Origin of the sequence: Pseudomonas sp. Irchel s3f19 (genome assembly GCF_900187555.1) — a bacterium.
In the GTDB taxonomy this organism is placed as follows: domain Bacteria; phylum Pseudomonadota; class Gammaproteobacteria; order Pseudomonadales; family Pseudomonadaceae; genus Aquipseudomonas; species Aquipseudomonas capeferrum.
In genome coordinates, this window is record NZ_FYDW01000010.1 from 83,520 (window position 1) to 105,224 (window position 21,705).

A 21,705-nucleotide genomic window follows, 5' to 3' on the forward strand; every position below is an offset into this window, starting at 1 on the left:
GTCAGCCCTCCCAACCGGCCTGGTAGAGGTTGCCGTGGGCTTTGTTCAACGCCGCGCGCACGGCGGGCGAGTGCTGGTAGATGTCGACGAACTTGGCCAGGCGGGGGTCGTCCTTGTTTTGCGGACGGATGACGAACTGGATCACGTACTCCTTGTTTTCCAGGCCGTCGAACAGCAGCGCCGAGGTGGCGTCGAAGGTGTTGGCCAGGCGGATATAGGCCGGGTAGCCCTGGACCAGGTCGGCGTCGTCATAGGCGCGCACCAGTTGCACCGCCTCGACCTGCAGAATCTTCAGTTTCTTGGGGTTGGCGACGATGTCGTCCTCGGTGGCCTTGTAGCCGACCCCCGGCTTGAGCGTGATCAGCCCGGCCTTGGCCAGCAGCTGCAGGCCACGGCCGCTGTTGATCGGGTCGTTGGCGATGGCCACGCTGGCGCCTTCGGGAAGCTCGGCGAAGCTTTTGTATCGCTTGGCGTACAAGCCGACGTTGTTGATGATGCCCGGCGCGTAAGGCACCAGGTTGAAGCCTGCGGCGGCCTTGGCGTTTTCCAGGAACGGGATGTGCTGGAAGTAGTTCACGTCGATGTCGCCGCTGTTGAGGCTGACATTGGGTGCGATCCAGTCGCTGAACTCGATCAGCTTGACCTCCAGGCCCTGCTTGTGAGCCTCTTCCACGGCGGTTTCCAGTGGGATGGCGAAGGCTGAGGTGGTACCGATCTTCAAGGGCTCGGCGGCGATCGCGCTGGCGCACAGGCCGAGGGTGAAGGCCATGGCCGCGACGGGCCGGAACAGTTTCTCAAGCATGGTGCAAGGCTCCAGTCGGGGCAGGGGTTGGGGTGAAGCGGTAGGCCGAGCCGGGGTGGCTGGCGGGCAGGTGCGGGTGGTCGGTGTCGAACAGCTTCGCGCGCAGGGTGCCTTCGGCGTAGGCGGTCTTGTAACGGCCACGCTGTTGCAGTTGCGGGATGACCAGGTCGATGAAGTCTTCAAAGCTTTCCGGGGTGACGGTGCGGGTCAGGTTGAAGCCGTCCAGCCCGGTTTCGTCGAGCCAGGCGATCAACGCATCGGCGACCTGCTCGGGTGTGCCGACCAAGGTCACGTAGCGGCCGCCCAGGGCGTGTTGCTCAAGCAGACGGCGGCGGGTCCAGGCGTTTTCCTGCAGCTGGCGGGTGGCCGACTGAATGGCGTTGCCCTTGCTGAAACCGATCGGCTCGTCCAGCCCATAGGCCGCAAAATCGATGCCGGTGGAGGCGGCGAAGTGCGCAACGCCAGCCTCTGGGCTGGCATGACGCAGGTACTCGGCATGCTTGGCCTGGGCCTGTTGCTCGGTGGCGGCGACGATCACCGTGATGCCCATGAACACCTTGATGGCCTGCGGATCGCGGCCGGCTGCCTGGGCGGCGGCGCGTACCTTGTCGACCTGGGCGCGGGTGGCGGTTTTGTCCTGGCCGCTGATGAACACGCATTCGGCATGGTTGCCGGCGAACGCCAGGCCACGCGTGGAGCTGCCCGCCTGGAACAGCACCGGTGTGCGCTGCGGTGACGGTTCGCTCAGGTGGTAGCCCTCGACGTTGTAGAACTCGCCGTGGTGGCTGACCTTGCGCACCTTGTCGGGCTGGGCGTAGATGCGCTGCTCGCGGTCGGCGACCACGGCATCGTCGGCCCAGCTACCTTCGAGCAGTTTGTACAGCACCTGCAGGTATTCGTCGGCCTGGTCGTAACGGCGGTCGTGCTCGGGTTGCTGCGCCAGGCCCATGGCGCGGGCAGCGCTGTCGAGGTAGCCGGTGACGATGTTCCAGCCGACCCGGCCATTACTCAGGTGGTCGAGGGTGGAGAGGCGGCGGGCGAACAGGTAGGGCGCTTCGTACGTGAGGTTGGCGGTAAGGCCGAAGCCCAGGTGGCGGGTGACTGCGGCCATGGCCGAGACCAGCAGCAAGGGGTCGTTGACCGGCAGCTGGATCGACTCCTTGAGGGTCACCTCCAGCGACTGGCCATAGATGTCGTAGGTGCCGACGATGTCGGCGATGAACAGCCCGTCGAACAGCCCCCGTTCCAGCAGGCGGGCCAGGTCGGTCCAGTAGGCGAGGGTCTTGTACTGGGTCGAGGTGTCCCGCGGGTGGGTCCACAGGCCATGGTTGATATGCCCGATGCAGTTCATGTTGAAGGCATTGAGCAGCATCTGCTTGGCCATCAGATGGTCCCCCGGCGCGGCGGGTTTTCGTTGTTGAGGTAGTAGTTGCCGATGGCGTGGTACTTCCAGCGCACCGGGTCGTGCAGGGTGTGCACCCGGGCGTTGCGCCAGTGGCGGTCGAGGTTGTGCTCGGCCAGGGTGGCCTGGCTGCCGGCCAGTTCGAACAGCGTGGTACCGGCGGCGAGGGAGATTTCGGTGCTGATGGCGCGTGCTTCGGCCACGGCGATGGAGGCGGCGGCGACGTTGTCGGCGCTGCTGTCCTGCTGGGCGCGGTCGAGGTATTCGCCCGCGCGTTCCAGCAGGGCTTCGGTGGCGTGCAGGCGGATTGCGAGCTGGCCGAAGCTCTTCAGGGTCAGTGGGTCTTCGCTGGCCTTGTCCAGGCCCGAGTCGACCCAGGGGCGGCTGCGGGTGCGCACGAAGTGCAGGGCATCCTCGTAGGCGGCGCGGGCGATGCCGGTGTCGATGGCAGCGTGGAGGATCTGTGCCAGTGGGCCGACCGGGGTCGGGCGGTCGAAGGCGCTCTGGAACGGCACGACGTCTTCGGTGCGCACCCACACGTTGTCGAATACCACCGAGCCACTGCCGGTGGTGCGCTGGCCAAAACCGCTCCAGTCGTCGATCACCTGCAGGCCCTGGCTGTCGGCGGGGACGAAGGCCAGTTGCTGCACGCCGTCTTCGTCGATCACCGAGGTGGGGATGCGCTGGGCGTAAAGGGCGCCGGTGGCGTAGAACTTGCGGCCATTGATACGAAAGCCGTCGCCATCTCGGGTCAGGCGGGTGGTGCGGTCGTTGGCGGTTTTCGTGCCCAGCTCGGCCAAGGCATTGCCGAAGCGCCGGCCCGCCAGCACTTCGGCGTACAGGCGCTGTTGCTGCTCGGGGCTGCCGTTTACGCGCAGCACTTCCAGGGCGTAGAAATGGTTTTGCGGTATTTGCCCGAGCGAGGCGTCGGCCTGGGCAATGCGGGCAATGACCTTGGCCAGGGTAACGTTGGAGACACCGGCGCCGCCGAAGGCCTTGGGTACGCTGATGGCCCACAGGCCAGAGCGGGTGAACAGGTCGAGTTCGGCGAGGGGCAGGCGGCGCTCGCGGTCGCGCAGGGCGCTGTCGCGGCGCAGTTGCTGGGCGATGTCTTCAGCGATGGCCAGGGCTTGGGTGTCGTGGGTGATGATGTTTGTGGTCATGGTGTTTCTCCGGGGCCTTTGGGGCCGCTTCGCGGCCCTTTCGCGACGCAAGGCCGCTCCTACAGGGATCGGGGGCTGTCTGTAGGAGCGGCCTTGCGTCGCGAAAGGGCTGCACAGCAGCCCCCAGGGCCAAAAAATCAGATCCAGGAATGCCGAGCAGGCAGGGTGCCGTTGAGGTGGTAGGCCCCCACCGCGTGGTACTTCCAGCGCACCGGGTCATGCAGGGTGTGCACCCGGGCATTGCGCCAGTGGCGGTCGAGGTTGAACTCGGCAAGGGTGGCGCGGCTGCCGGCCAGCTCGAACAGCTTCTCGCTGGCCTGCAGGCTGATTTCGGTGGTCAACACCTTGGCCTCGGCCACGGCGATCGAAGCGCGGGCCGCAGCGGTTGCGTCCACTGGCGCTGCATTGACCTCATCGAGTACCCGCGCCGCCTTGCGCAGCAGCGCCTCGGCAGCGTGCAGCTCAAGCTTGAGGCGGCCGATATCGGCAATCACATACGGGTCGTCGCTGGCGCGCTCGACCTTGGCCTCGATCCACGGCCGCGACTTCTCCCGCACAAAGCGGATGGCCTCTTCGATGGCTGCTTCGGCGATGCCGGCGTCGATGGCGGCCTGGATCAACTGCGAGGCTGCCCCCTGGATATTGGGGATGTCACGCTGGCGCCAGTTGTCGATCACCAGTTCCGCGTCCACCGGCACCTGGTCAAGCAGCACGGTGCCGCTGGCAGTGGTGCGTTGGCCGAAACCGGACCAGTCATCGACGATGCGCAGGCCCGGGCTGCCACGGCGGACGAAGGCCAGGCGCTGGCGGCCCTCGTCATCCAGCGCCTTGACCGCCACCCAGTGGGCGAACAGGGCACCGGTGGAGTAGAACTTTTCGCCACTGATGCGATAGCCGTCGCCCGTGAGGGTGATCTTCGCCTTCAGGGTCAGGGTGTCTTTGGTGCCGCGCTCGGGGCCGGCGTTGCCGATGCGCCAGCCGTCCAGCACGCTGCGGAAGATCACCGCCTGCTGTGCCTCGGTGGCCGTCAGGCGCAGCAACTGCAGCATGCCGAACTGATTCTGCGGGATCTGCCCCAGGGCCGGGTCGGCGGCACTGATCAGGCGGAATACTTCGGCGACGGTTTCGAACGAGACATCAGGTCCGCCGTGGGCCTTGGGTACGCTGATGCTGCCCAAGCCGCTGCGGGTGAACTGCTCGATCTCTGCCCATGGCAGCTTGCGTTGCTGGTCGCGGCGCGCGGCCTGCTCACGGGCCACATCGGCCAGCTCGCGAGCAGCTTGCAGGGCTTCGGCGTCGTTGCGCAGCACCTTGGCTGGCAGCAGCAGGGGCGAGCTGTCGAGGTCGCTGTGGAAAAGGGTATTTGGCTGGCTGGACATCAGTACCGCTCCTTGGCTGCACTCAATGCCCTGGCGATACGCACTGGGGTGATTGTGATCCTGACCATTCCTAACCTCACAAAAGTAGTTGTGTCGCTTCAGCTGATGGCGACAGACGTTTGCTGGTCCGGTGGTCCGGTGTATATACCCTAATGGCTTATTAAAAGATTATGAACTAACCTTTTGGAATATATATAGAAGTCGAGATGTGCAGCGGGTGTGCCGGCCCCTATCGCGGGCAAACCCGCGAAGAGGTCGGTGCAGGCTTACTCGGAAGCCGCAGTACCGAGAAACTTGCGCAAGAACTGCCGAGTACGTTCTTCCTTGGGCGCGGCAAACAACGCCTTGGCCTCGCCCTGCTCGACGATCACCCCCTTGTCGAAGAAGATCACTCGGTTCGCCACATCCCGCGCAAAGCCCATCTCGTGGGTGACGATGATCATGGTGCGCTTCTCTTCGGCGAGGCCGCGGATGGTGGCGAGCACTTCACCGACCAGCTCGGGGTCGAGCGCCGAGGTGGGTTCGTCGAACAGGATCACCTCAGGCTCCATGGCCAGGGCACGGGCAATGGCTACCCGCTGCTGCTGGCCACCGGACAGGCGCCGGGGGTAGGCATCTTCCTTGCCCGCCAGGCCGACCTTGGCCAACAGCTTACGCCCCAGCGCCACGGCTTGGTCGCGGGGCGTTTTCTTGACGATCACCGGCCCCTCGATCACGTTCTCCAGGGCAGTGCGGTGCGGGAACAGGTTGAAGTTCTGGAACACGAACCCGGCCTGCTGACGCAACCGGCGGATCGCACTTTGCTGACCGCCCAGCGGGCGATTGGCATCGATGCTGATGGCGCCGATCTGGATCTGCCCCGCGTCGGGGGTTTCCAGCAGGTTCAGGCAGCGCAGGAAGGTGGTCTTGCCAGAGCCGCTGGGGCCGATGATGGCGACCACTTCGCCTGGCTGCACGGTAAGGTCGATGCCGTTGAGCACGGTCTGGCCCTTGAACTGCTTGGACAGGCCATTGACTACGATCATGCTCAGTGCTCCTGGTCATGTTGGTTGACCCGCGCTTCCATGCGGTTCTGGAAGTGCGCGAGGATACTGCAGAGTATCCAGTAGATAACGGCCACAGCCAGGTACATGGTGAAGACTTCGAAGGTGCGCGCAGTAATCAGCTGGGCCTGGCGGAACAGCTCGGGCACCTGAATGGTCGCCGCCAGGGCGGTGTCCTTGACCAGCGAGATGAAGCTGTTGCCCAGCGGCGGCAAGGCTGTGCGCAAAGCCTGCGGCAAGATTGCCCGGCGCATGGCCTGGGTGCGGGTCATGCCAATGCTGGCGGCGGCCTCCCACTGGCCACGGTCGATCGAGGAAATCGCCGCCCGCAGGATTTCGCAGATATAGGCGGCCATGTTCAGCGACAGGCCGATCAGCGAGGCCGGGATCGGGTCGAGTTCGATACCGATCTGCGGCATGCCGAAGTAGATCACGAACAGCTGCACCAGCAGCGGCGTGCCTCGGAAGAACGACACGTAGATGCGTGCCAGCCAGTCCAGCGGCAGGATTTTCGACAGCCGCATCAGGGCCAGGGCAAAGCCCAGCACCAGGCCGAAGAACATGCCGCCGACACTGAGCAGCACCGTATAACCCGCGCCCTTCAGCAGGAAGGGCGTGGAATCGACAACGAGTTGCAGGCTTTCAGCGATCATTTGGTGACATCAGCACCGAAGTATTTTTCCGACAGCTTGGCCAACGTGCCGTCGGCTTTGAGCTTGTCGATGGCCTTGTTGATTGCCGCCAGCAGTTCAGGCTCGCCCTTGCGCAGGGCCACGCCGCTTTCCAGACGCGAGAAGGCGTCACCGGCCAGTTCCGTGTCCTTGGCTTTTTGCGCGTATTCCAACGCGGCCAGGCGGTCGATCAGGATGGCGTCGATGCGGCCGTTGCGCAGGTCGGCGAACTTGCTCGGGTCATCCTCGTAGGTGCGCACGTCCGCTTTCGGCACGTCCTGCTTCACCCATTGTTCGTAGTTGGTGCCCAGGCCCACGCCGACCTTCTTGCCTGCCAGGTCCTGCGCGGTCTTGATGTTCAGCTGTTCGGCCTTCTTCTTCAGGATCAGCGCCTGAATGCCAGAGACGGTGTAGGGCTCGGAGAAGTCGTACTTCTTCTTGCGCTCTTCGGAAATGGTCACCTGGTTGATCACCACATCCAGCCGCTTGGACTCCAGTGCCGCGAGGATGCCATCCCATTTGGTCGGTTGAACTTTAGCCTTGACCCCCAGCTCCTTGGCCAGCAGCTCGGAAAGCTCGACTTCGAAGCCGCTCAGCTTGCCGTTTTCGTCCTGGAAGCTGAAGGGCGGGTAGGTGCCTTCCAGGCCGACGTTGATCACGCCCTTTTCCTGGATGGTCTTCAACTGCTCGCCTGCGAACGCCTGGCTGAGCAGGCCGGCACCCAGCAGGATGGCCAGGCTGGCGTTGAGTAGCGGTTTGGCGAATTTCGACATGTCAGGCCCCGCGCTTGTTGTGGAAGTGGTGGGTGGCGACTATAGAGTTGGCCGCTTAGGCCAGGAAATAATAAAAAATTATCTTATTATTCCTTTTTTGTTTTTCTGTCGATGTAAGTCAGCTTTGAGGTTAGGCCAGGATGCTGGCGCCGTCATCGCGGCTTATGCCCTACTTAGCGCAGGATGGAATAAAGCGTTGTTTTTTCCAAGGGATGGATTTGCCGTAGAGTGGTTTGCATAACGACAGATTGGCCCCAGGCAGGAGAACACCGTGAGCGAACAACCAACATCCGCCCATTGGCAGCTGCACAGCATCGTCAGTGGTTTGCGCAGCGCCCGCGAGCAGTGGCGCAGCCGCAATGGCCGCAGCATTGGCGAGCAGGGTGGGCGCGAACTGCCTTCTCGCGAGGCCATGCGGCAAGTCCTCGAACAGTTGTGCGGGGCGCTGTTCCCCATGCGGCTGGGGCCGGTTGACCTGCGTGAAGAGAGCGAGGATTTCTACGTAGGCCACACCCTGGACGCCGCCTTGACCGCGTTACTGGCCCAGGCCCGCCTGGAGCTGCGCTACGCCGCCCGGCAAAGCCAGGGCGACCTGGCAGCCGTCGATGCCCAGGCCCTGCGCCTGATCCAGGCCTTTGCCGCGGCGTTGCCCAACTTGCGCGTGCTGCTCGACACCGACGTGCTGGCCGCCTACCACGGCGACCCGGCGGCGCGCAGTGTTGACGAAGTGCTGCTGTGCTACCCCGGCATTCTGGCGATCATCCATCACCGTTTGGCGCACCATCTGTACCAGGCGGGCCTGCCGCTGCTGGCCCGTATCAGTTCGGAGCTGGCGCATTCGGCAACCGGTATCGACATCCACCCCGGGGCGCAGATCGGGCCGAGCTTCTTCATCGACCATGGCACCGGGGTGGTGATTGGCGAGACGGCCATCATCGGCGAGCGAGTGCGTATCTACCAGGCAGTCACCCTGGGCGCCAAACGCTTCCCCAGCGATGAGTCGGGGACGCTGCACAAAGGCCTGCCGCGCCACCCCATCGTCGAGGACGATGTGGTGATCTATGCGGGGGCGACGATCCTGGGGCGCATTACCATCGGCAAGGGCTCGACCATTGGCGGCAACGTGTGGCTGACCCGCAGCGTGCCGGCCGAGAGCAACATTACCCAGGCGAACCTGCAGCTCGATTGCCAGGACAAGAACTGACCTAAGCTATCTACGGTCTTGGCCGTCCCTTTCGCGGGGCCAGCCCGCCCCCACATGAGCCCCCCAATCTCGGGTCTGGTGGGGCACCTGTGGGAGCGGGCTTGCCCCGCGAAAGGGACGGTACAGGCATAAACCGATCAGCACCCCGGTTCGCATCAAATCCCGATCCATGTTTAACTTGAACGCTTGTTCAATGATAAACGCTGGTCCGCTGCCGGTGTTCAACAGGAGGATTCCTTTGCTGAACCCGTTCATTCCGAACCTTTCGTCACTCGACGAGGTGCATGCCCGATGAGTGCACCGAACCCATCCCTTGCCAATGGCAAGATCCGCATGAACCCCCCGGTGTTCTATTTCGCGGCAAGCTTCATCCTTCTCTTCGGCCTGGTGGTCATCATCAACCCGCAAGCTGCCGGCGACTGGTTGCTGGCGGCGCAGAACTGGGCGGCCAACACGGTCGGCTGGTACTACATGCTGGCGATGACGCTGTACCTGGTCTTCGTGGTGGTCACCGCCTTGTCCGGCTACGGCAAGATCAAACTCGGTGCCGACCACGACGAACCCGAGTTCAGCTACCTGTCCTGGGCCGGCATGCTGTTTGCCGCCGGCATCAGCATCACGCTGTTCTTCTTCTGCGTGTCCGAACCCCTGACCCACATGCTGCAGCCGCCCCAGGGCGAAGCGGGCACGGCAGAGGCCGGGCGCCAGGCGATGCAGATCCTGTTCCTGCACTGGGGCCTGCACGGCTGGGGTGTGTTTGCCTTCGTCGGCATGGCACTGGCCTACTTCGCCTACCGGCATAACCTGCCACTGGCCCTGCGCTCGGCGCTGTACCCGCTGATCGGCAAACGTATCAACGGGCCGATCGGCTACGCGGTGGACGGCTTCGGCATCATTGCCACGGTGTTTGGCCTGGGCGCCGACATGGGCTTTGGCGTGTTGCACCTGAACGCCGGCCTCGACTACCTGTTCGGTATCAGCCACAGCCAGTGGGTGCAGGTGGCCCTGATCACCTTGATGATGGGTGCGGCGGTGGCCGTGGCGGTCGCCGGGGTGGAGAAGGGCGTGCGGGTGATGAGCGACATCAACCTGTTCCTGGCCTGCGCCCTGCTGCTGTTCGTGCTGTTCGCCGGCCCCACCCAGCACCTGTTCAATACGCTCATCCAGAACCTGGGTGATTACCTCGGCGCCTTGCCACGCAAGAGCTTCGACGTCTATGCCTACGGTGAAAACCGCGACTGGCTGGGCGGCTGGACGGTGTTCTACTGGGCCTGGTGGATTGCCTGGGCGCCCTTCGTGGGCTTGTTCATTGCGCGCATCTCGCGTGGCCGCACCATCCGCGAATTCGTCTTCGGCGTGTTGCTGATCCCCCTGGGCTTCACCCTGGCGTGGATGTCGATCTTCGGCAACAGCGCCCTGGACCAGGTCATCAACCACGGCATGACCGCGCTTGGCCAGTCTGCCCTGGATAACCCGTCGATGAGCCTGTACCTGCTGCTGGAAACGTATCCCTGGAGCAAGGCGGTGATCGCGACGACGGTGTTCATCAGTTTCGTGTTCTTCGTCACTTCGGCCGACTCGGGCACCGTGGTGTTGTCGACCTTGTCGGCCAAGGGCGGTGACCCGGATGAAGACGGGCCTAACTGGTTGCGGATCTTCTGGGGTGCGATGACCGCGCTGATCACCAGCGCACTGCTGTTTGCCGGCAGCATCGATTCGCTGAAGTCGGCGGTGGTGCTGACCTCGCTGCCGTTCTCGCTGATCTTGCTGTGCATGATGTGGGGGCTGCACAAGGCGTTCTACCTGGAGTCCCAGCGGCAGATCGCGCAGATGCATTCGCTGGCCCCGTTCGCCCAGTCACGCCGCGGGCGTGGTGGCTGGCGTCAGCGCCTGAGCCAGGCGGTGCACTTTCCGTCGCGTGATGAGGTGTACCGCTTCATGGACGACGTGGTGCGCCCGGCGATTGCCGATGTGCGTGAAGTGTTCGAGCAGAAGGGCCTGGTGCTGATTACCCAGGACGACCCCAGCCATGACAACGTCAGCCTGAAGATCGGCCATGGTGAAGAGCAACCGTTCATCTACCAGGTGCAGATGCGTGGCTATTTCACGCCGTCGTTTGCATTGGGTGGGCTGGGTACGCAAGAGTTGAAAAACCGCCGCTATTACCGGGCGGAGGTGCACCTGAGCGAGGGCAGCCAGAACTACGACCTGGTGGGCTACAGCAAGGAGCAGATCATCAACGACATCCTCGACCAGTACGAGCGGCACATGCAGTACCTGCACCTGGTCCGCTAGACCCCAAGGGCCGCTCCCACAGATTCCGCACAATGCCTGAGAGCAGCGGGGTACTTGTGGGAGCGGCGGTGCGGCGAGCCGACTTGCCCCGCGAAGAGGCCGGTGCAGGCCCCATCAATTTTCAGAACGGCGCATCCCCCAGGATCGTCGCCCGGTGCATCACCCGCCGCTCAGGCCGGTAATCATCCACCGCAAAATGCTGGGTCACGCGGTTGTCCCAGAACGCCACATCATTTTCCTGCCAGCGCCAGCGAATGCTGAACTCCGGCCGTGTCGCATGGGCGAACAGCAGCTTGAGCAACGCTTCGCTTTCATACTCGTTCAACTCGTTGATGCGCGTGGTGAACCCCTCGTTGACGAACAGCGCCTTGCGCCCGCTCACCGGGTGGGTGCGTATCACCGGGTGCGACAGCGGCGGGTTGTTGCGCCGTGTCGCCTCCCAGCGCGCCAGGTCTTCGGGCGTTGTGCCAAACCGTTCGAGCGGGAATGACTTGGTGAAGTCGTGGGTAGCGGTGAGCCCGTCGAGCATCGCGCGCAACGGCGCCGACAAGGCTTCCAGCGCGGCAATACCACTGGCCCACAGGGTGTCGCCGCCATACGCCGGCAGCTGCTTGGCGCTGAGTACCGCGCCCAGGGCCGGGGTCGGCAGAAAGGTCACGTCGGTGTGCCATACCGCATTGTCGCGCACGTCGGTGACCGCCGTGTCGAGTACCAGCACCTGCGGGGTTTCGGGCACGTTGGGGTAGATCGGGTGGATGTGCAGGTCACCAAAGCGGGCAGCGAAGCTGGCCTGCTGCTCCGGGTTGAGCGGTTGCTCGCGGAAAAACAGCACCTGATGCTTGAGCAACGCCTGTTCGATGGCATCGCGCTGCTCGGCGGTGATAGCGCGGCTGATGTCCACGCCGCTGATCTGCGCGCCGAGCGCCGGGCTGAGAGGGGTGATGGTCAGGCTCATGTCGGTCTCGATCTGTTCTATGGGCGCCGAAATGCCGGCGTGGTCAGTGGCTTTGCCCGTGCCAGGGCACCAGTTTGCGTTGCAGGGCGCGCAGGCTCATCTCCAGGGCAAAGGCGATCAGGGCGATCAGCAGGATGCCCAGCACCACCACGTCGGTGACCAGGAACTGCGCCGCCGACTGCACCATGAAGCCCAGGCCGCTGGTGGCGGCGATCAGTTCTGCGGCCACCAGGGTCGACCAGCCCACGCCCAGGCCGATACGGATGCCGGTGAGGATGTCGGGCAATGCGCTGGGCAGGATCACGTGACGGATCAACTGCGCCTTGCTGGCGCCCAGCGACTGCGCGGCGCGCAGCTTGGTCGGGTCGACAGTGCGCACGCCGGTAGCGGTGGCGATGGCAATCGGGGCGAAGATCGCCAGGTAGATCAGCAGCACTTTCGACAGCTCGCCAATGCCGCACCAGATGACGATGAGCGGCAGATAGGCCAGCGGCGGGATAGGGCGGTAGAACTCGATCAGCGGGTCGAGAATGCCCCGCGCCACGCGGTTGTAACCGATGGCGATACCGACCGGAATGGCGGTCAGGGTCGCGGCCACCAGGGCCAGGCCGATGCGGCCCAGGCTGGCGCCCAGGTGCTGCCACAGGCTGGCATCCATGTAGCCTTGGGTTAGCAGGGTCCAGGCCCTGGCCAGGATGTCGCCGGGCGAGGGCAGGAACAGCGGCTCGATCCAGCCAGCTGCCGTCACCAGCCACCAGACCAGCAGCAGGCTGGCCAGGGTCAGGGTGCTGATCCAGCGGGTGGAAAGCGGGCGGCGTGTCTTTTCGGCAGGCCGGGTGTGGCTATCGTGCTTGCCGTTGACCGGCAGATCCAAGCTGCTCATGCGCGCTCCTGCAGGCTTTGGCGTTGGGAGAAGACCCGCGCCAGCACATGCTCGCGGGTTTCGATGAAGCGTGGGTCGGACTTGATCGCCCGGGCCGACTCGCCAGCGGCATAGCGCTGGCCGAAGTCCAGTTGCAGGCGCTCGACCACACGGCCGGGATTGGGGGCAAGCAACACCAGCTCGCTGGCGAGGAATACGGCTTCTTCGATGTCGTGAGTAATCAGGAACACCGGCTTGGCGGTGCGCTGCCAGACCTGCAGCAGCAGCTCTTGCATCTGCTCGCGGGTGAACGCGTCGAGTGCGCCGAACGGTTCGTCCATCAGCAGTACCCGTGGGTCGGCCGCCAGCGCGCGGGCAAGGCCCACACGCTGCTTCTGGCCACCGGACAATTGCCAGATGCGCCGCTCGGCGAACCCTTCCAGGTCGACCAGGGCCAGCATCTCGCGGGCCTTGGCTTCACGTTGCGCGCGCGGCACGCCGGCCAGCTCAAGGCCGAAGGCGACGTTGCCCAGCACGTTCTGCCAGGGCAGCAAGGCGTCGTCCTGGAACACCACGCCGCGTTCGGCGCCTGGGCCTTTGACCGGCACGCCGTCCAGGCTGATGCGCCCACCGCTGGGGGCCACGAAGCCGGCGATCAGGTTGAGCAGCGAAGTCTTGCCGCTGCCGGACGGCCCCAAGGCCACCAGCAGTTGGCGTGGCCCCAGGCTCAGGTTGATGTCGGCCAGTACCGGGGTGCTGGCGCCGGGGTACTGTGCGCTGATGCGCTCCAGTTCAAGCAAGGCCATGGCTGGCTCCGGGTCAATTAGGCAGGAACTTGGCGCTGACGTACGGCGAGTAGTCCGGCAGCACGGCGTCGACCTTGCCTTGCTGCTTGAGGAAGTTAGCCGTGTCGGTCAGTGCTTTGGTGGTTGGCGCACCCAGGGCGTTGGCCTGGTCTGCGGCCAAGGGGTAGACGTTGCCTTCCAGCAGTACCGGGATATCGCTGGCCTTGGCGCCGGACAGCTTGACCAGCTTGGCCACGTTGTCTTTGTCGGCCAGCCAGGCTTGCGGGTCTTTGCGGTAGTCGGCGTAGGCGTCGAGCGTGACCTTGGCGAAGGCCTTGACCACGTCGGGGTGCTTGTCGGCGAAGTCCTTGCGCACGATCCAGGCGTCGAAGGTAGGTGCGCCTTTTGCGGCCAGTTCACCCGAGGTGATCAGCACTTTGCCGTTTTCCTTGGCCACGCCCAGGGCCGGGTCCCAGACGTAGGTGGCGTCGATGTCACCGCGCTTCCAGGCCGCAATGATGGCCGGTGGTGCGAGGTTGAGGATCTGCACCTTGGTGGGGTCGATGTTCCACGCCTTGAGCGCCGCCAACAGGCTGTAGTGGCCGGTGGAGACGAAGGGCACGGCGACTTTCTTGCCGATCAGGTCTTGTGGCGTCTTGATGGTGTCGCGCGCCACCAGCGCTTCGCCAGCACCAATCTGGGTGGCGATCAGGAAGGTTTCGACCGGCAGCTTGCGGGTGGCGGCGGCGGCCAGGGGGCTGGAGCCGAGGTAGCCAATTTGCACGTCACCGCTGGCCACGGCGGTGATCACATCGGCGCCGTTATCGAATTTGCGCCAGTCGATGCTGGCCTTGCTGGCTTTTTCGTAGTCGCCATCGACCTGGGCCACTTTGGCCGGGTCGACTGTGGTCTGGTAAGCCACGGTCAGGTCAGCAGCCTGGGCCAACCAGCTGGTGCTGGCGAGAGTCAGGGCGGCGAACAGGCGCAGCGGAGCGTGCGGGATCATGGTGAACCTCTCGTCAGGCAATCGATGTGATGGATGGCGAGAAGACTAGATGATCTAAGAAATCGAAAATAAATAACTTTTTAGAATTAGCTTAGGAGCCAATTGCTGTAAGGCAGGTGCGGCCCGAGCGGGGAATGGAAGGTAACCTGTCGCCATGGCGAAAACCGAGAGCACTGCTAGGCTCTTTGGCCCTTAGACCATGATGGAATTAGGTTATGAGCAAACGTTTGCAAATAACTGAAAGTTATGAATGATGCACCTGGCTACAACAAATGGCAGTAAAGGTTCCTAATATATTCCGGAATAATCTTACAAATTCATAAAACGGTCATTTTGGATTTATAGGATTGTCATTATCCTGTAGCGCAGGTGGCCTTAGACCAAAGTCGCGAAACGTTTAGAAATGATTGACTTCATGGTCACGCTTTGGGACTAAATCGCCAATCCACGGTGAGCAGGGCAGCAGATCCCGCCGCCAGAGATACACAAGAATTAGAACGTAGAGGAGCAAAACATGTACAAGTCCAGCCTGGCTCTGGCCGTGGCACTGGGGGTTCTCGCCCAACAAGCAGGCGCTGCCGGTTTCGTTGAAGACAGCAAACTGTCGCTCAGCTCGCGCACCATGTACTTCAACAACGACAACCGTGACGGCGGTGCTGACAACCGCGAGTCTGGTCAGGGCTTCAAGCTCGACTACCTGTCCGGTTTCACCGAAGGCACCGTTGGTTTCGGCGTCGATGTCCAGGCCCTGTGGGGTATTCACCTGGATGGCGGCCGCGGCAAGCACCCTGACAACAGCAGCTTCTTCCCCAGCGATACCGACGGCTCTGCTGTGAGCCAGTGGGCGCGCGTGGGCGGTAACGCCAAGGCTCGCTTCTCCAAGACCGAGGTTCACTACGGTAGCGCCCTGGCGCCGAACCTGCCGATCCTGGTTGCCAACGATGGTCGTCTGCTGCCGCAGACCTTCGAGGGTGGCACCATCCAGTCGAAGGAAATCGACAACCTGACCGTCAACGCCGGTCAGCTGACCCACGCCATGGGCCGTGCTTCGAGCAACCGTACCGGCCTGTCCGTGGCGGGCGCTACCCAGGACAGCAACAAGTTCCGCTACGGCGGCCTGGACTACAAGCTCACTCCAGACCTGACCCTGCAGTACTACTACTCGAACCTGGAAGACTTCTACAAGCAGCACTTCCTGGGCGCGACCCACGTGTTCAAGATCGCTGACGACCAGTCGTTCAAGACCGACCTGCGCTATTTCGACAGCAGCAGCGACGGCAAAAACGGTGAAGCCGGCTACCGCTTCAGCAACAACGGCGGTTATGCCAAGAACGCTGGCGAGGTCGACAACAAGACCTGGACCGCCATGTTCACCTACACCCTGGGTGGCCATGCGTTGATGCTGGGCCACCAGCGCGTCAATGACGACGGTGGCTTCGTCTGGCTGAACCAAGGCAACGTGGTTGACGGCAATGGCCGCAACGAAGGCGCCGGTGGTTCGAGCTTCTACCTGTTCACCGACAGCATGATCAACCAGTTCGCCAAGGCCGGTGAAAACACCACCTTCGGTCAGTACTCGTATGACTTCGCGCGTCTGGGCGTGCCAGGCCTGAAAGCCTCGGTCTCCTACCTGAAAGGTGAAGACGGCAAGAACGCCAACGGCAACGGTACCTTCAGCGAATGGGAACGTGACGCCCGCGTCGACTACGTCATCCAGGAAGGCACCTTCAAGGGCCTGGGCGCCAGCCTGCGTCACGGTGTCTACCGTGGTACTGGCACCAGCTCCCTGGCTGACCAGGATCAGACCCGTCTGATCTTCAACTACACTTACAACTTCCTGTAAGCCGTAGCTGAACAAGGAGCCTCGCCTAGTGCGAGGCTTTTTTGTGCCTGCAATTTCGTATGCTATTAGGTTATAAATAAATCAGTATTTATTCTTTTTGTTTTTAACCGAATGCAGGCACATTGAACGTCACAAGGCCAGAACACAGCACAGGAGCCGCACCCCATGAGCCTCAAACTCGGCGATATCGCCCCCGATTTCGAACAGGATTCCAGTGAAGGCAAGATCCGTTTTCATGAGTGGCTCGGCAACAGTTGGGGTGTGCTGTTCTCTCACCCGGCCGACTTCACCCCGGTGTGCACCACCGAACTGGGCCTGACCGCCAAGCTCAAGGACGACTTCGCCAAGCGTGGGGTCAAGGCCATCGCGCTGTCGGTGGACCCGGTCGACTCGCACCACAAGTGGATCGATGACATCAACGAGACCCAGAACACCGTGGTCAACTTCCCGATCATCGCCGACGCCGACCGCAAGGTTTCCGACCTGTACGATTTGATCCACCCGAATGCGAACGACACCCTGACCGTGCGCTCGCTGTTCGTCATCGACCCGAACAAGAAGGTGCGCCTGACCATTACCTACCCGGCCAGTACCGGGCGCAACTTCAACGAAATCTTGCGGGTGATCGATTCGCTGCAGCTGACCGACAACTACAAGGTCGCCACGCCAGGTAACTGGCAGGACGGTGATGAGGTGGTGATCGTGCCTTCGCTCAAAGACGAGGAAGAGATCAAGCAGCGCTTCCCCAAAGGGTATCGAGCGGTGAAGCCCTACCTGCGCCTGACGCCGCAGCCTAATCGTTAAAGGATCCTCGTTGTATTGCTCTTAGCCATGCAGGGTTTTTCGGGCCGTTTCGACGGCCCTTTTTTTTGCCTGGGATTTGTGCAGCTTGGGGCCGCAGAGCAGCCTCAAAACCGCAAACCATCTAAATAACAATAAGGAATAAACAAATGAAAAAATATGATTTCTAGATATATAAACAGGCTGTTAATGTCACTCCAACAGAACACAAGGAAGCGCTGCAATGCTGGTCGTCTCAATCGGTGGTAGCCCTGGTACCCGTTCACGCTCTGGCGTGCTGCTCGAGCGCTCGCGCCAGTGGCTGCAGGACCGCGGCGTTGAAGTGGTGACGTTCCAGGTCCGTGACTTCCCCGCCGAAGACCTGCTGCATGCACGCTTCGACAGCCCGCAGGTGCAGCACTTTCAGCAACTGGTGGCTCAAGCCGACGGCCTGATCGTCGCCACCCCGGTGTACAAGGCCTCGTTTGCCGGTGCGCTGAAGACGTTGCTCGACCTGCTGCCCGAACGCGCCCTGGAGCACAAGATCGTGCTGCCAATTGCCACCGGCGGCAGCATCGCCCACATGCTGGCGGTGGATTACGCGTTGAAACCGGTGCTGTCGGCACTCAAGGCGCAAGAGACCCTGCAAGGGATCTTCGCCGACGACAGCCAGGTCGTCTACGCAGAAGGCAGCAAGCCAGCCCAACTGGCGAGCGCCCTGCAAGAACGTCTGCATGACTCGCTGGAAACGTTCCATGTTGCCCTGGCCCGTCGGCCGCGGCCGGTAGCGCCCGGTGTATTGAATGAACGGCTGATCAGCGCCCGCTGGAGCATCTGACCCGCCTTACTGCTGTACCACCTTACTCGCCCGTCAACGAGGCAAGCAGGTGCAACCCGAACCCTATTCGCACAGGAGAGCGCCATGCGCACAGTCTTCTTGCGTCGTGGTCTGGTCGCCCTGTTTGCGGCGGCTGTGTCCTTCGGCGCCATCACCCAAGCCCAGGCGGAGAGCCTGCGCATCGGTTACCAGAAATACGGCACCCTGGTGCTGCTCAAGGCCAAGGGCACGCTGGAGAAGCGCCTGGCCGAACAGGGCGTGCAAGTGCAATGGACCGAATTCCCCGGTGGCCCGCAGCTGCTCGAAGGGCTGAACGTCGGCTCCATCGACTTCGGCGTCACCGGCGAAACACCGCCCGTGTTCGCCCAGGCCGCCGGTGCCGACCTGCTCTATGTCGCCTACGAGCCGCCTGCGCCGCACAGCGAAGCGATCCTGGTAGCCAAGGGTTCGCCGATCCAGTCGGTGAAAGAACTCAAAGGCAAGAAGGTCGCGCTTAACAAGGGCTCGAACGTTCACTACCTGCTGGTGCGTGCGCTGGAAGACGCCGGCCTCAAGTACAGCGACATCCAACCGGTCTACCTGCCTCCAGCCGATGCCCGTGCTGCGTTCGAGCGCGGCAGCGTCGATGCCTGGGTGATCTGGGACCCTTACCAGGCTGCCGCCGAGCAGCAGCTGCAGGCACGCACCCTGCGTGACGGCAAGGGCCTGGTCGACAACCATCAGTTCTACCTCGCCACCCGTGACTACGCCACTCAGCACCCGGCTGTGATCAGCACCTTGATCGAGCAAGTGCGCGCTGTGGGCGAGTGGTCCCAGGCCAACCCGCAGGAAGTCACCGACCAGGTCGCACCGCTGCTGGGGCTGCCTGCCGACATCACCCTGACCTCGGTCAAGCGCCAAGGCTACGGCGCCGCGCCGCTCACCCCTGAGGTGGTGGCCGCACAACAGAAGATCGCCGACACATTCCAGGCACTCAAGCTTATTCCCAAGCCGCTGAGCATCAAGGACGTGATCTGGACACCCCCGGCCAAGGTCGCCAGTGCGCCTTGATTGATTTGCCTGCGCCGGGGCGCCGCTCCGGCTTGAGCCACCCTTGAGGAGACAACTCCAATGAGCCTTAACATTTTCTGGTTCCTCCCGACCCATGGTGACGGCAAGTACCTGGGCACGTCCGACGGCGCGCGCGCAGTCGACCATGGCTACCTGCAGCAGATTGCCCAAGCTGCCGACCGCCTTGGTTTTGGTGGGGTGCTGATCCCTACCGGGCGTTCTTGCGAGGATTCCTGGCTGGTGGCGGCGTCGCTGATTCCAGTGACCCAGCATCTGAAATTCCTGGTTGCCCTGCGCCCCGGCATCATTTCGCCGACCGTGGCGGCGCGCCAGGCCGCGACCCTGGACCGCTTGTCCAATGGCCGTGCACTGTTCAACCTGGTGACCGGGGGCGACCCGGACGAACTGGCCGGTGACGGCCTGCACCTGAGCCATGAAGAACGCTACGAAGCCTCGGTCGAGTTCACTCGCATCTGGCGCAAGGTGCTGGAAGGCGAAAGCGTCGATTACGACGGCAAGCACATTCAGGTAAAGGGTGCCAAGCTGCTGTACCCGCCAATTCAGCAACCACGCCCGCCGCTGTATTTCGGCGGTTCGTCCGAAGCGGCCCAGGACCTGGCTGCCGAGCAGGTCGAGCTGTACCTGACCTGGGGCGAGCCACCTGCCGCCGTGGCCGAAAAAATCGCCCAGGTGCGCGAAAAGGCTGCCGGCCAAGGCCGTGAAGTACGCTTTGGCATCCGCTTGCACGTGATCGTGCGTGAAACCAACGAAGAAGCCTGGGCCGCAGCCGACCGCCTGATTTCGCACCTGGACGATGACACCATCGCCCGTGCCCAGGCCTCGCTGGCGCGCTTCGACTCGGTTGGCCAGCAGCGCATGGCTGCCCTGCATGGCGGCAATCGCGACAACCTGGAAGTCAGCCCCAACCTGTGGGCGGGTGTCGGCCTGGTGCGTGGTGGTGCCGGTACTGCGTTGGTCGGTGATGGCCCGACCGTGGCGGCCCGGGTCAAGGAATACGCCGAGCTGGGCATCGATACGTTCATCTTCTCGGGTTACCCACACCTGGAAGAGTCCTACCGCGTGGCCGAGCTGTTGTTCCCGCATCTCGACGTTCAGCGCCCGGAGCAACCGAAAGCCGGTGGTTACGTGAGCCCGTTCGGCGAGATGGTGGCCAACGACATCCTGCCCAAGTCCGTGTCGCAGAGCTGAGGGCCGGACCATGAGTCGTGCAACTTCTTCCACGCTGGCTCAGCGCCTGGCGCCGTGGGCCCTGCCGGTACTGCTGCTGGCAGCCTGGCAGTTGGCGGTCAGCGCGGGCTGGCTGTCGACCCGCATCCTGCCGGCACCCAGCGCGGTGGTCAGCGCGGGTGTCGAGCTGGTGCGCAGCGGCGAGATCTGGACCCACCTGGCTATCAGTGGCTGGCGTGCCGGGCTTGGTTTCGTCATTGGCGGCAGCATCGGCCTGGTGCTGGGCTTTATCACTGGCCTGTCGAACTGGGGCGAACGCCTGCTCGACAGCTCGGTGCAGATGATCCGCAACGTGCCGCACCTGGCGCTGATCCCACTGGTGATCCTGTGGTTCGGTATCGACGAGTCGGCAAAGATCTTCCTGGTCGCCCTGGGCACGCTGTTCCCGATCTACCTCAACACCTACCACGGTATCCGCAACGTTGACCCGGCGCTGGTGGAGATGGCGCGCAGCTATGGCCTGTCCGGTTTCGGCCTGTTCCGCCAGGTGATCTTGCCCGGTGCGCTGCCCTCGATTCTGGTCGGCGTGCGCTTTGCCCTGGGCTTCATGTGGCTGACCCTGATCGTGGCAGAAACCATTTCGGCCAATGCCGGCATCGGTTACCTGGCGATGAACGCCCGTGAGTTCCTGCAGACCGACGTGGTGGTTTTGGCCATCGTTCTGTACGCCGTGCTTGGCAAGTTGGCCGACCTCGCCGCCCGCGGCCTGGAGCGTGTCTGGCTGCGCTGGCACCCGGCTTATCAAGTTGCCAGGAAGGAGGGCGCATGACCGTGCTCAAGGAACAGCCGCCACGCCTGCTGCGTGGCATCCCCCTGGCATCCAACGGCCTGCGCAAGACCTTTGGCCAGCGTGAAGTGCTCAAAGGCATCGACCTGCACATCCCGGCCGGCCAGTTCGTCGCCATCGTCGGCCGCAGCGGTTGCGGCAAGAGCACCTTGCTGCGCTTGCTGGCCGGGCTCGACCAGCCAAGCGCCGGTGAGCTGCTGGCCGGCGCCGCGCCGTTGGCCGAAGCCCGCGAGGAAACGCGGCTGATGTTCCAGGACGCTCGGTTGCTGCCGTGGAAGAAGGTGATCGACAACGTCGGCCTGGGCCTGTCTGGCAACTGGCGCCCGCGTGCGCTGGACGCATTGGAGGCGGTTGGCCTGGCTGACCGCGCCAATGAATGGCCGGCGGCACTTTCCGGCGGCCAGAAGCAGCGTGTAGCGCTGGCCCGGGCACTGATCCACCAGCCTCGCCTGTTGCTGCTCGATGAGCCGCTGGGTGCCCTGGATGCGCTGACCCGTATCGAGATGCAGCAACTGATCGAACGCCTCTGGCGTCAGCACGGTTTTACCGTGTTGCTGGTTACCCACGATGTCAGCGAAGCGGTTGCCGTGGCTGACCGGGTGATTTTGATCGAAGACGGCGAGGTCGGGCTCGACCTCACTGTTGACCTGGCCCGGCCAAGAGCGCGGGGTTCGCACCGCCTGGCGGTGCTGGAAAGCGAAGTGCTCAACCGTGTTCTGTCGGTACCGGGCACTGCGCCCGAGCCGGACCCTGTAGCCCCTTTACCCACGCAACTGCGTTGGGCGCACTGAATGACCCACTTACCTCACTGAAGCCAAA

At 63.3% G+C, this 21,705-nt stretch carries 20 protein-coding genes; 9 read left to right on the forward strand and 11 right to left on the reverse strand.

Annotated elements, in window-relative coordinates; all coding sequences use genetic code 11:
• Position 1 precedes the first annotated feature (1 nt).
• The 7 genes from CKW22_RS20605 to tcyJ form a co-directional block, all read right to left on the reverse strand.
• A complete protein-coding gene (locus tag CKW22_RS20605; RefSeq protein WP_033703264.1) occupies positions 2-802 on the reverse strand; it encodes a MetQ/NlpA family ABC transporter substrate-binding protein in 801 nt (266 codons plus the stop codon).
• A complete protein-coding gene (locus tag CKW22_RS20610; RefSeq protein ID WP_033703263.1) occupies positions 795-2,186 on the reverse strand; it encodes an LLM class flavin-dependent oxidoreductase in 1,392 nt (463 codons plus the stop codon). Before CKW22_RS20610 ends, CKW22_RS20605 begins: the two co-directional genes overlap by 8 nt.
• Positions 2,186-3,367: an SfnB family sulfur acquisition oxidoreductase gene (locus CKW22_RS20615; protein WP_095064955.1), complete on the reverse strand. Its 1,182-nt coding sequence runs from the start codon at positions 3,365-3,367 to the stop codon at positions 2,186-2,188. The genes CKW22_RS20610 and CKW22_RS20615 overlap by 1 nt, the downstream gene beginning before the upstream one ends.
• A 137-nt stretch (positions 3,368-3,504) precedes the next feature.
• Positions 3,505-4,746 carry an SfnB family sulfur acquisition oxidoreductase gene (locus CKW22_RS20620; protein WP_095064957.1) on the reverse strand — a complete coding sequence of 414 codons (1,242 nt, stop codon included), beginning with the start codon at positions 4,744-4,746 and terminating at the stop codon, positions 3,505-3,507.
• Positions 4,747-5,012: 266 nt separating this feature from the next.
• Positions 5,013-5,771, reverse strand: a complete 759-nt coding sequence (gene tcyN / locus CKW22_RS20630; RefSeq protein ID WP_095064961.1) for an L-cystine ABC transporter ATP-binding protein TcyN — start codon at positions 5,769-5,771, stop codon at positions 5,013-5,015.
• Positions 5,772-5,773: 2 nt separating this feature from the next.
• The gene (tcyL, locus tag CKW22_RS20635; protein WP_033703258.1) at positions 5,774-6,442 is read right to left on the reverse strand and encodes a cystine ABC transporter permease; all 669 of its coding nucleotides are present in this window, start codon (positions 6,440-6,442) and stop codon (positions 5,774-5,776) included.
• Positions 6,439-7,233: a cystine ABC transporter substrate-binding protein gene (tcyJ, locus tag CKW22_RS20640; protein ID WP_095064963.1), complete on the reverse strand. Its 795-nt coding sequence runs from the start codon at positions 7,231-7,233 to the stop codon at positions 6,439-6,441. The genes tcyL and tcyJ overlap by 4 nt, the downstream gene beginning before the upstream one ends.
• Before the next feature lie 271 nt (positions 7,234-7,504).
• Here tcyJ and epsC point away from each other — a divergent pair, with 271 nt between their 5' ends.
• Positions 7,505-8,437, forward strand: coding sequence for a serine O-acetyltransferase EpsC (gene epsC / locus CKW22_RS20645; RefSeq protein WP_033703256.1), 933 nt, complete (start codon positions 7,505-7,507; stop codon positions 8,435-8,437).
• A gap of 333 nt (positions 8,438-8,770) precedes the next feature.
• Positions 8,771-10,732 (forward strand): choline transporter BetT, encoded by a 1,962-nt coding sequence (betT, locus tag CKW22_RS20655; RefSeq protein ID WP_167334472.1) that lies wholly within the window; start codon positions 8,771-8,773, stop codon positions 10,730-10,732.
• Between the two features lie 121 nt (positions 10,733-10,853).
• Here betT and tauD read toward each other — a convergent pair whose 3' ends face one another.
• From tauD to tauA, 4 genes are read right to left on the reverse strand one after another with little or no spacing between them, the layout of a single operon-like run.
• On the reverse strand, positions 10,854-11,687 hold the full coding sequence (tauD, locus tag CKW22_RS20660; RefSeq protein WP_047582898.1) for a taurine dioxygenase: 834 nt from the start codon (positions 11,685-11,687) through the stop codon (positions 10,854-10,856).
• A 43-nt stretch (positions 11,688-11,730) separates the two neighbouring features.
• The gene (gene tauC / locus CKW22_RS20665) at positions 11,731-12,570 is read right to left on the reverse strand and encodes a taurine ABC transporter permease TauC (RefSeq protein WP_033703249.1); all 840 of its coding nucleotides are present in this window, start codon (positions 12,568-12,570) and stop codon (positions 11,731-11,733) included.
• Positions 12,567-13,355, reverse strand: coding sequence for a taurine ABC transporter ATP-binding subunit (gene tauB / locus CKW22_RS20670; RefSeq protein WP_033703248.1), 789 nt, complete (start codon positions 13,353-13,355; stop codon positions 12,567-12,569). Before tauB ends, tauC begins: the two co-directional genes overlap by 4 nt.
• A 13-nt stretch (positions 13,356-13,368) precedes the next feature.
• Positions 13,369-14,340 carry a taurine ABC transporter substrate-binding protein gene (gene tauA, locus CKW22_RS20675; RefSeq protein WP_033703247.1) on the reverse strand — a complete coding sequence of 324 codons (972 nt, stop codon included), beginning with the start codon at positions 14,338-14,340 and terminating at the stop codon, positions 13,369-13,371.
• Between the two features lie 514 nt (positions 14,341-14,854).
• Between tauA and CKW22_RS20680 the strand changes: the two genes are divergently transcribed.
• The 7 genes from CKW22_RS20680 (at position 14,855) to ssuB (ending at position 21,677) form a co-directional block, all read left to right on the forward strand.
• The gene (locus CKW22_RS20680) at positions 14,855-16,183 is read left to right on the forward strand and encodes an OprD family porin (protein ID WP_033703246.1); all 1,329 of its coding nucleotides are present in this window, start codon (positions 14,855-14,857) and stop codon (positions 16,181-16,183) included.
• 165 nt (positions 16,184-16,348) lie between these two features.
• Positions 16,349-16,987 carry a peroxiredoxin gene (locus CKW22_RS20685; protein ID WP_033703245.1) on the forward strand — a complete coding sequence of 213 codons (639 nt, stop codon included), beginning with the start codon at positions 16,349-16,351 and terminating at the stop codon, positions 16,985-16,987.
• Positions 16,988-17,207: 220 nt separating this feature from the next.
• Positions 17,208-17,801, forward strand: a complete 594-nt coding sequence (ssuE, locus tag CKW22_RS20690; protein WP_033703244.1) for an NADPH-dependent FMN reductase — start codon at positions 17,208-17,210, stop codon at positions 17,799-17,801.
• Positions 17,802-17,885: 84 nt separating this feature from the next.
• Complete coding sequence (locus tag CKW22_RS20695; protein WP_033703243.1) at positions 17,886-18,851, forward strand: sulfonate ABC transporter substrate-binding protein; 966 nt, start codon at positions 17,886-17,888, stop codon at positions 18,849-18,851.
• A gap of 60 nt (positions 18,852-18,911) precedes the next feature.
• Positions 18,912-20,060 (forward strand): FMNH2-dependent alkanesulfonate monooxygenase, encoded by a 1,149-nt coding sequence (gene ssuD / locus CKW22_RS20700; RefSeq protein ID WP_033703242.1) that lies wholly within the window; start codon positions 18,912-18,914, stop codon positions 20,058-20,060.
• A gap of 10 nt (positions 20,061-20,070) precedes the next feature.
• Complete coding sequence (gene ssuC / locus CKW22_RS20705; RefSeq protein WP_033703241.1) at positions 20,071-20,868, forward strand: aliphatic sulfonate ABC transporter permease SsuC; 798 nt, start codon at positions 20,071-20,073, stop codon at positions 20,866-20,868.
• Positions 20,865-21,677 carry an aliphatic sulfonates ABC transporter ATP-binding protein gene (ssuB, locus tag CKW22_RS20710; RefSeq protein ID WP_095064965.1) on the forward strand — a complete coding sequence of 271 codons (813 nt, stop codon included), beginning with the start codon at positions 20,865-20,867 and terminating at the stop codon, positions 21,675-21,677. The genes ssuC and ssuB overlap by 4 nt, the downstream gene beginning before the upstream one ends.
• The last annotated feature ends 28 nt before the right edge of the window (positions 21,678-21,705 follow it).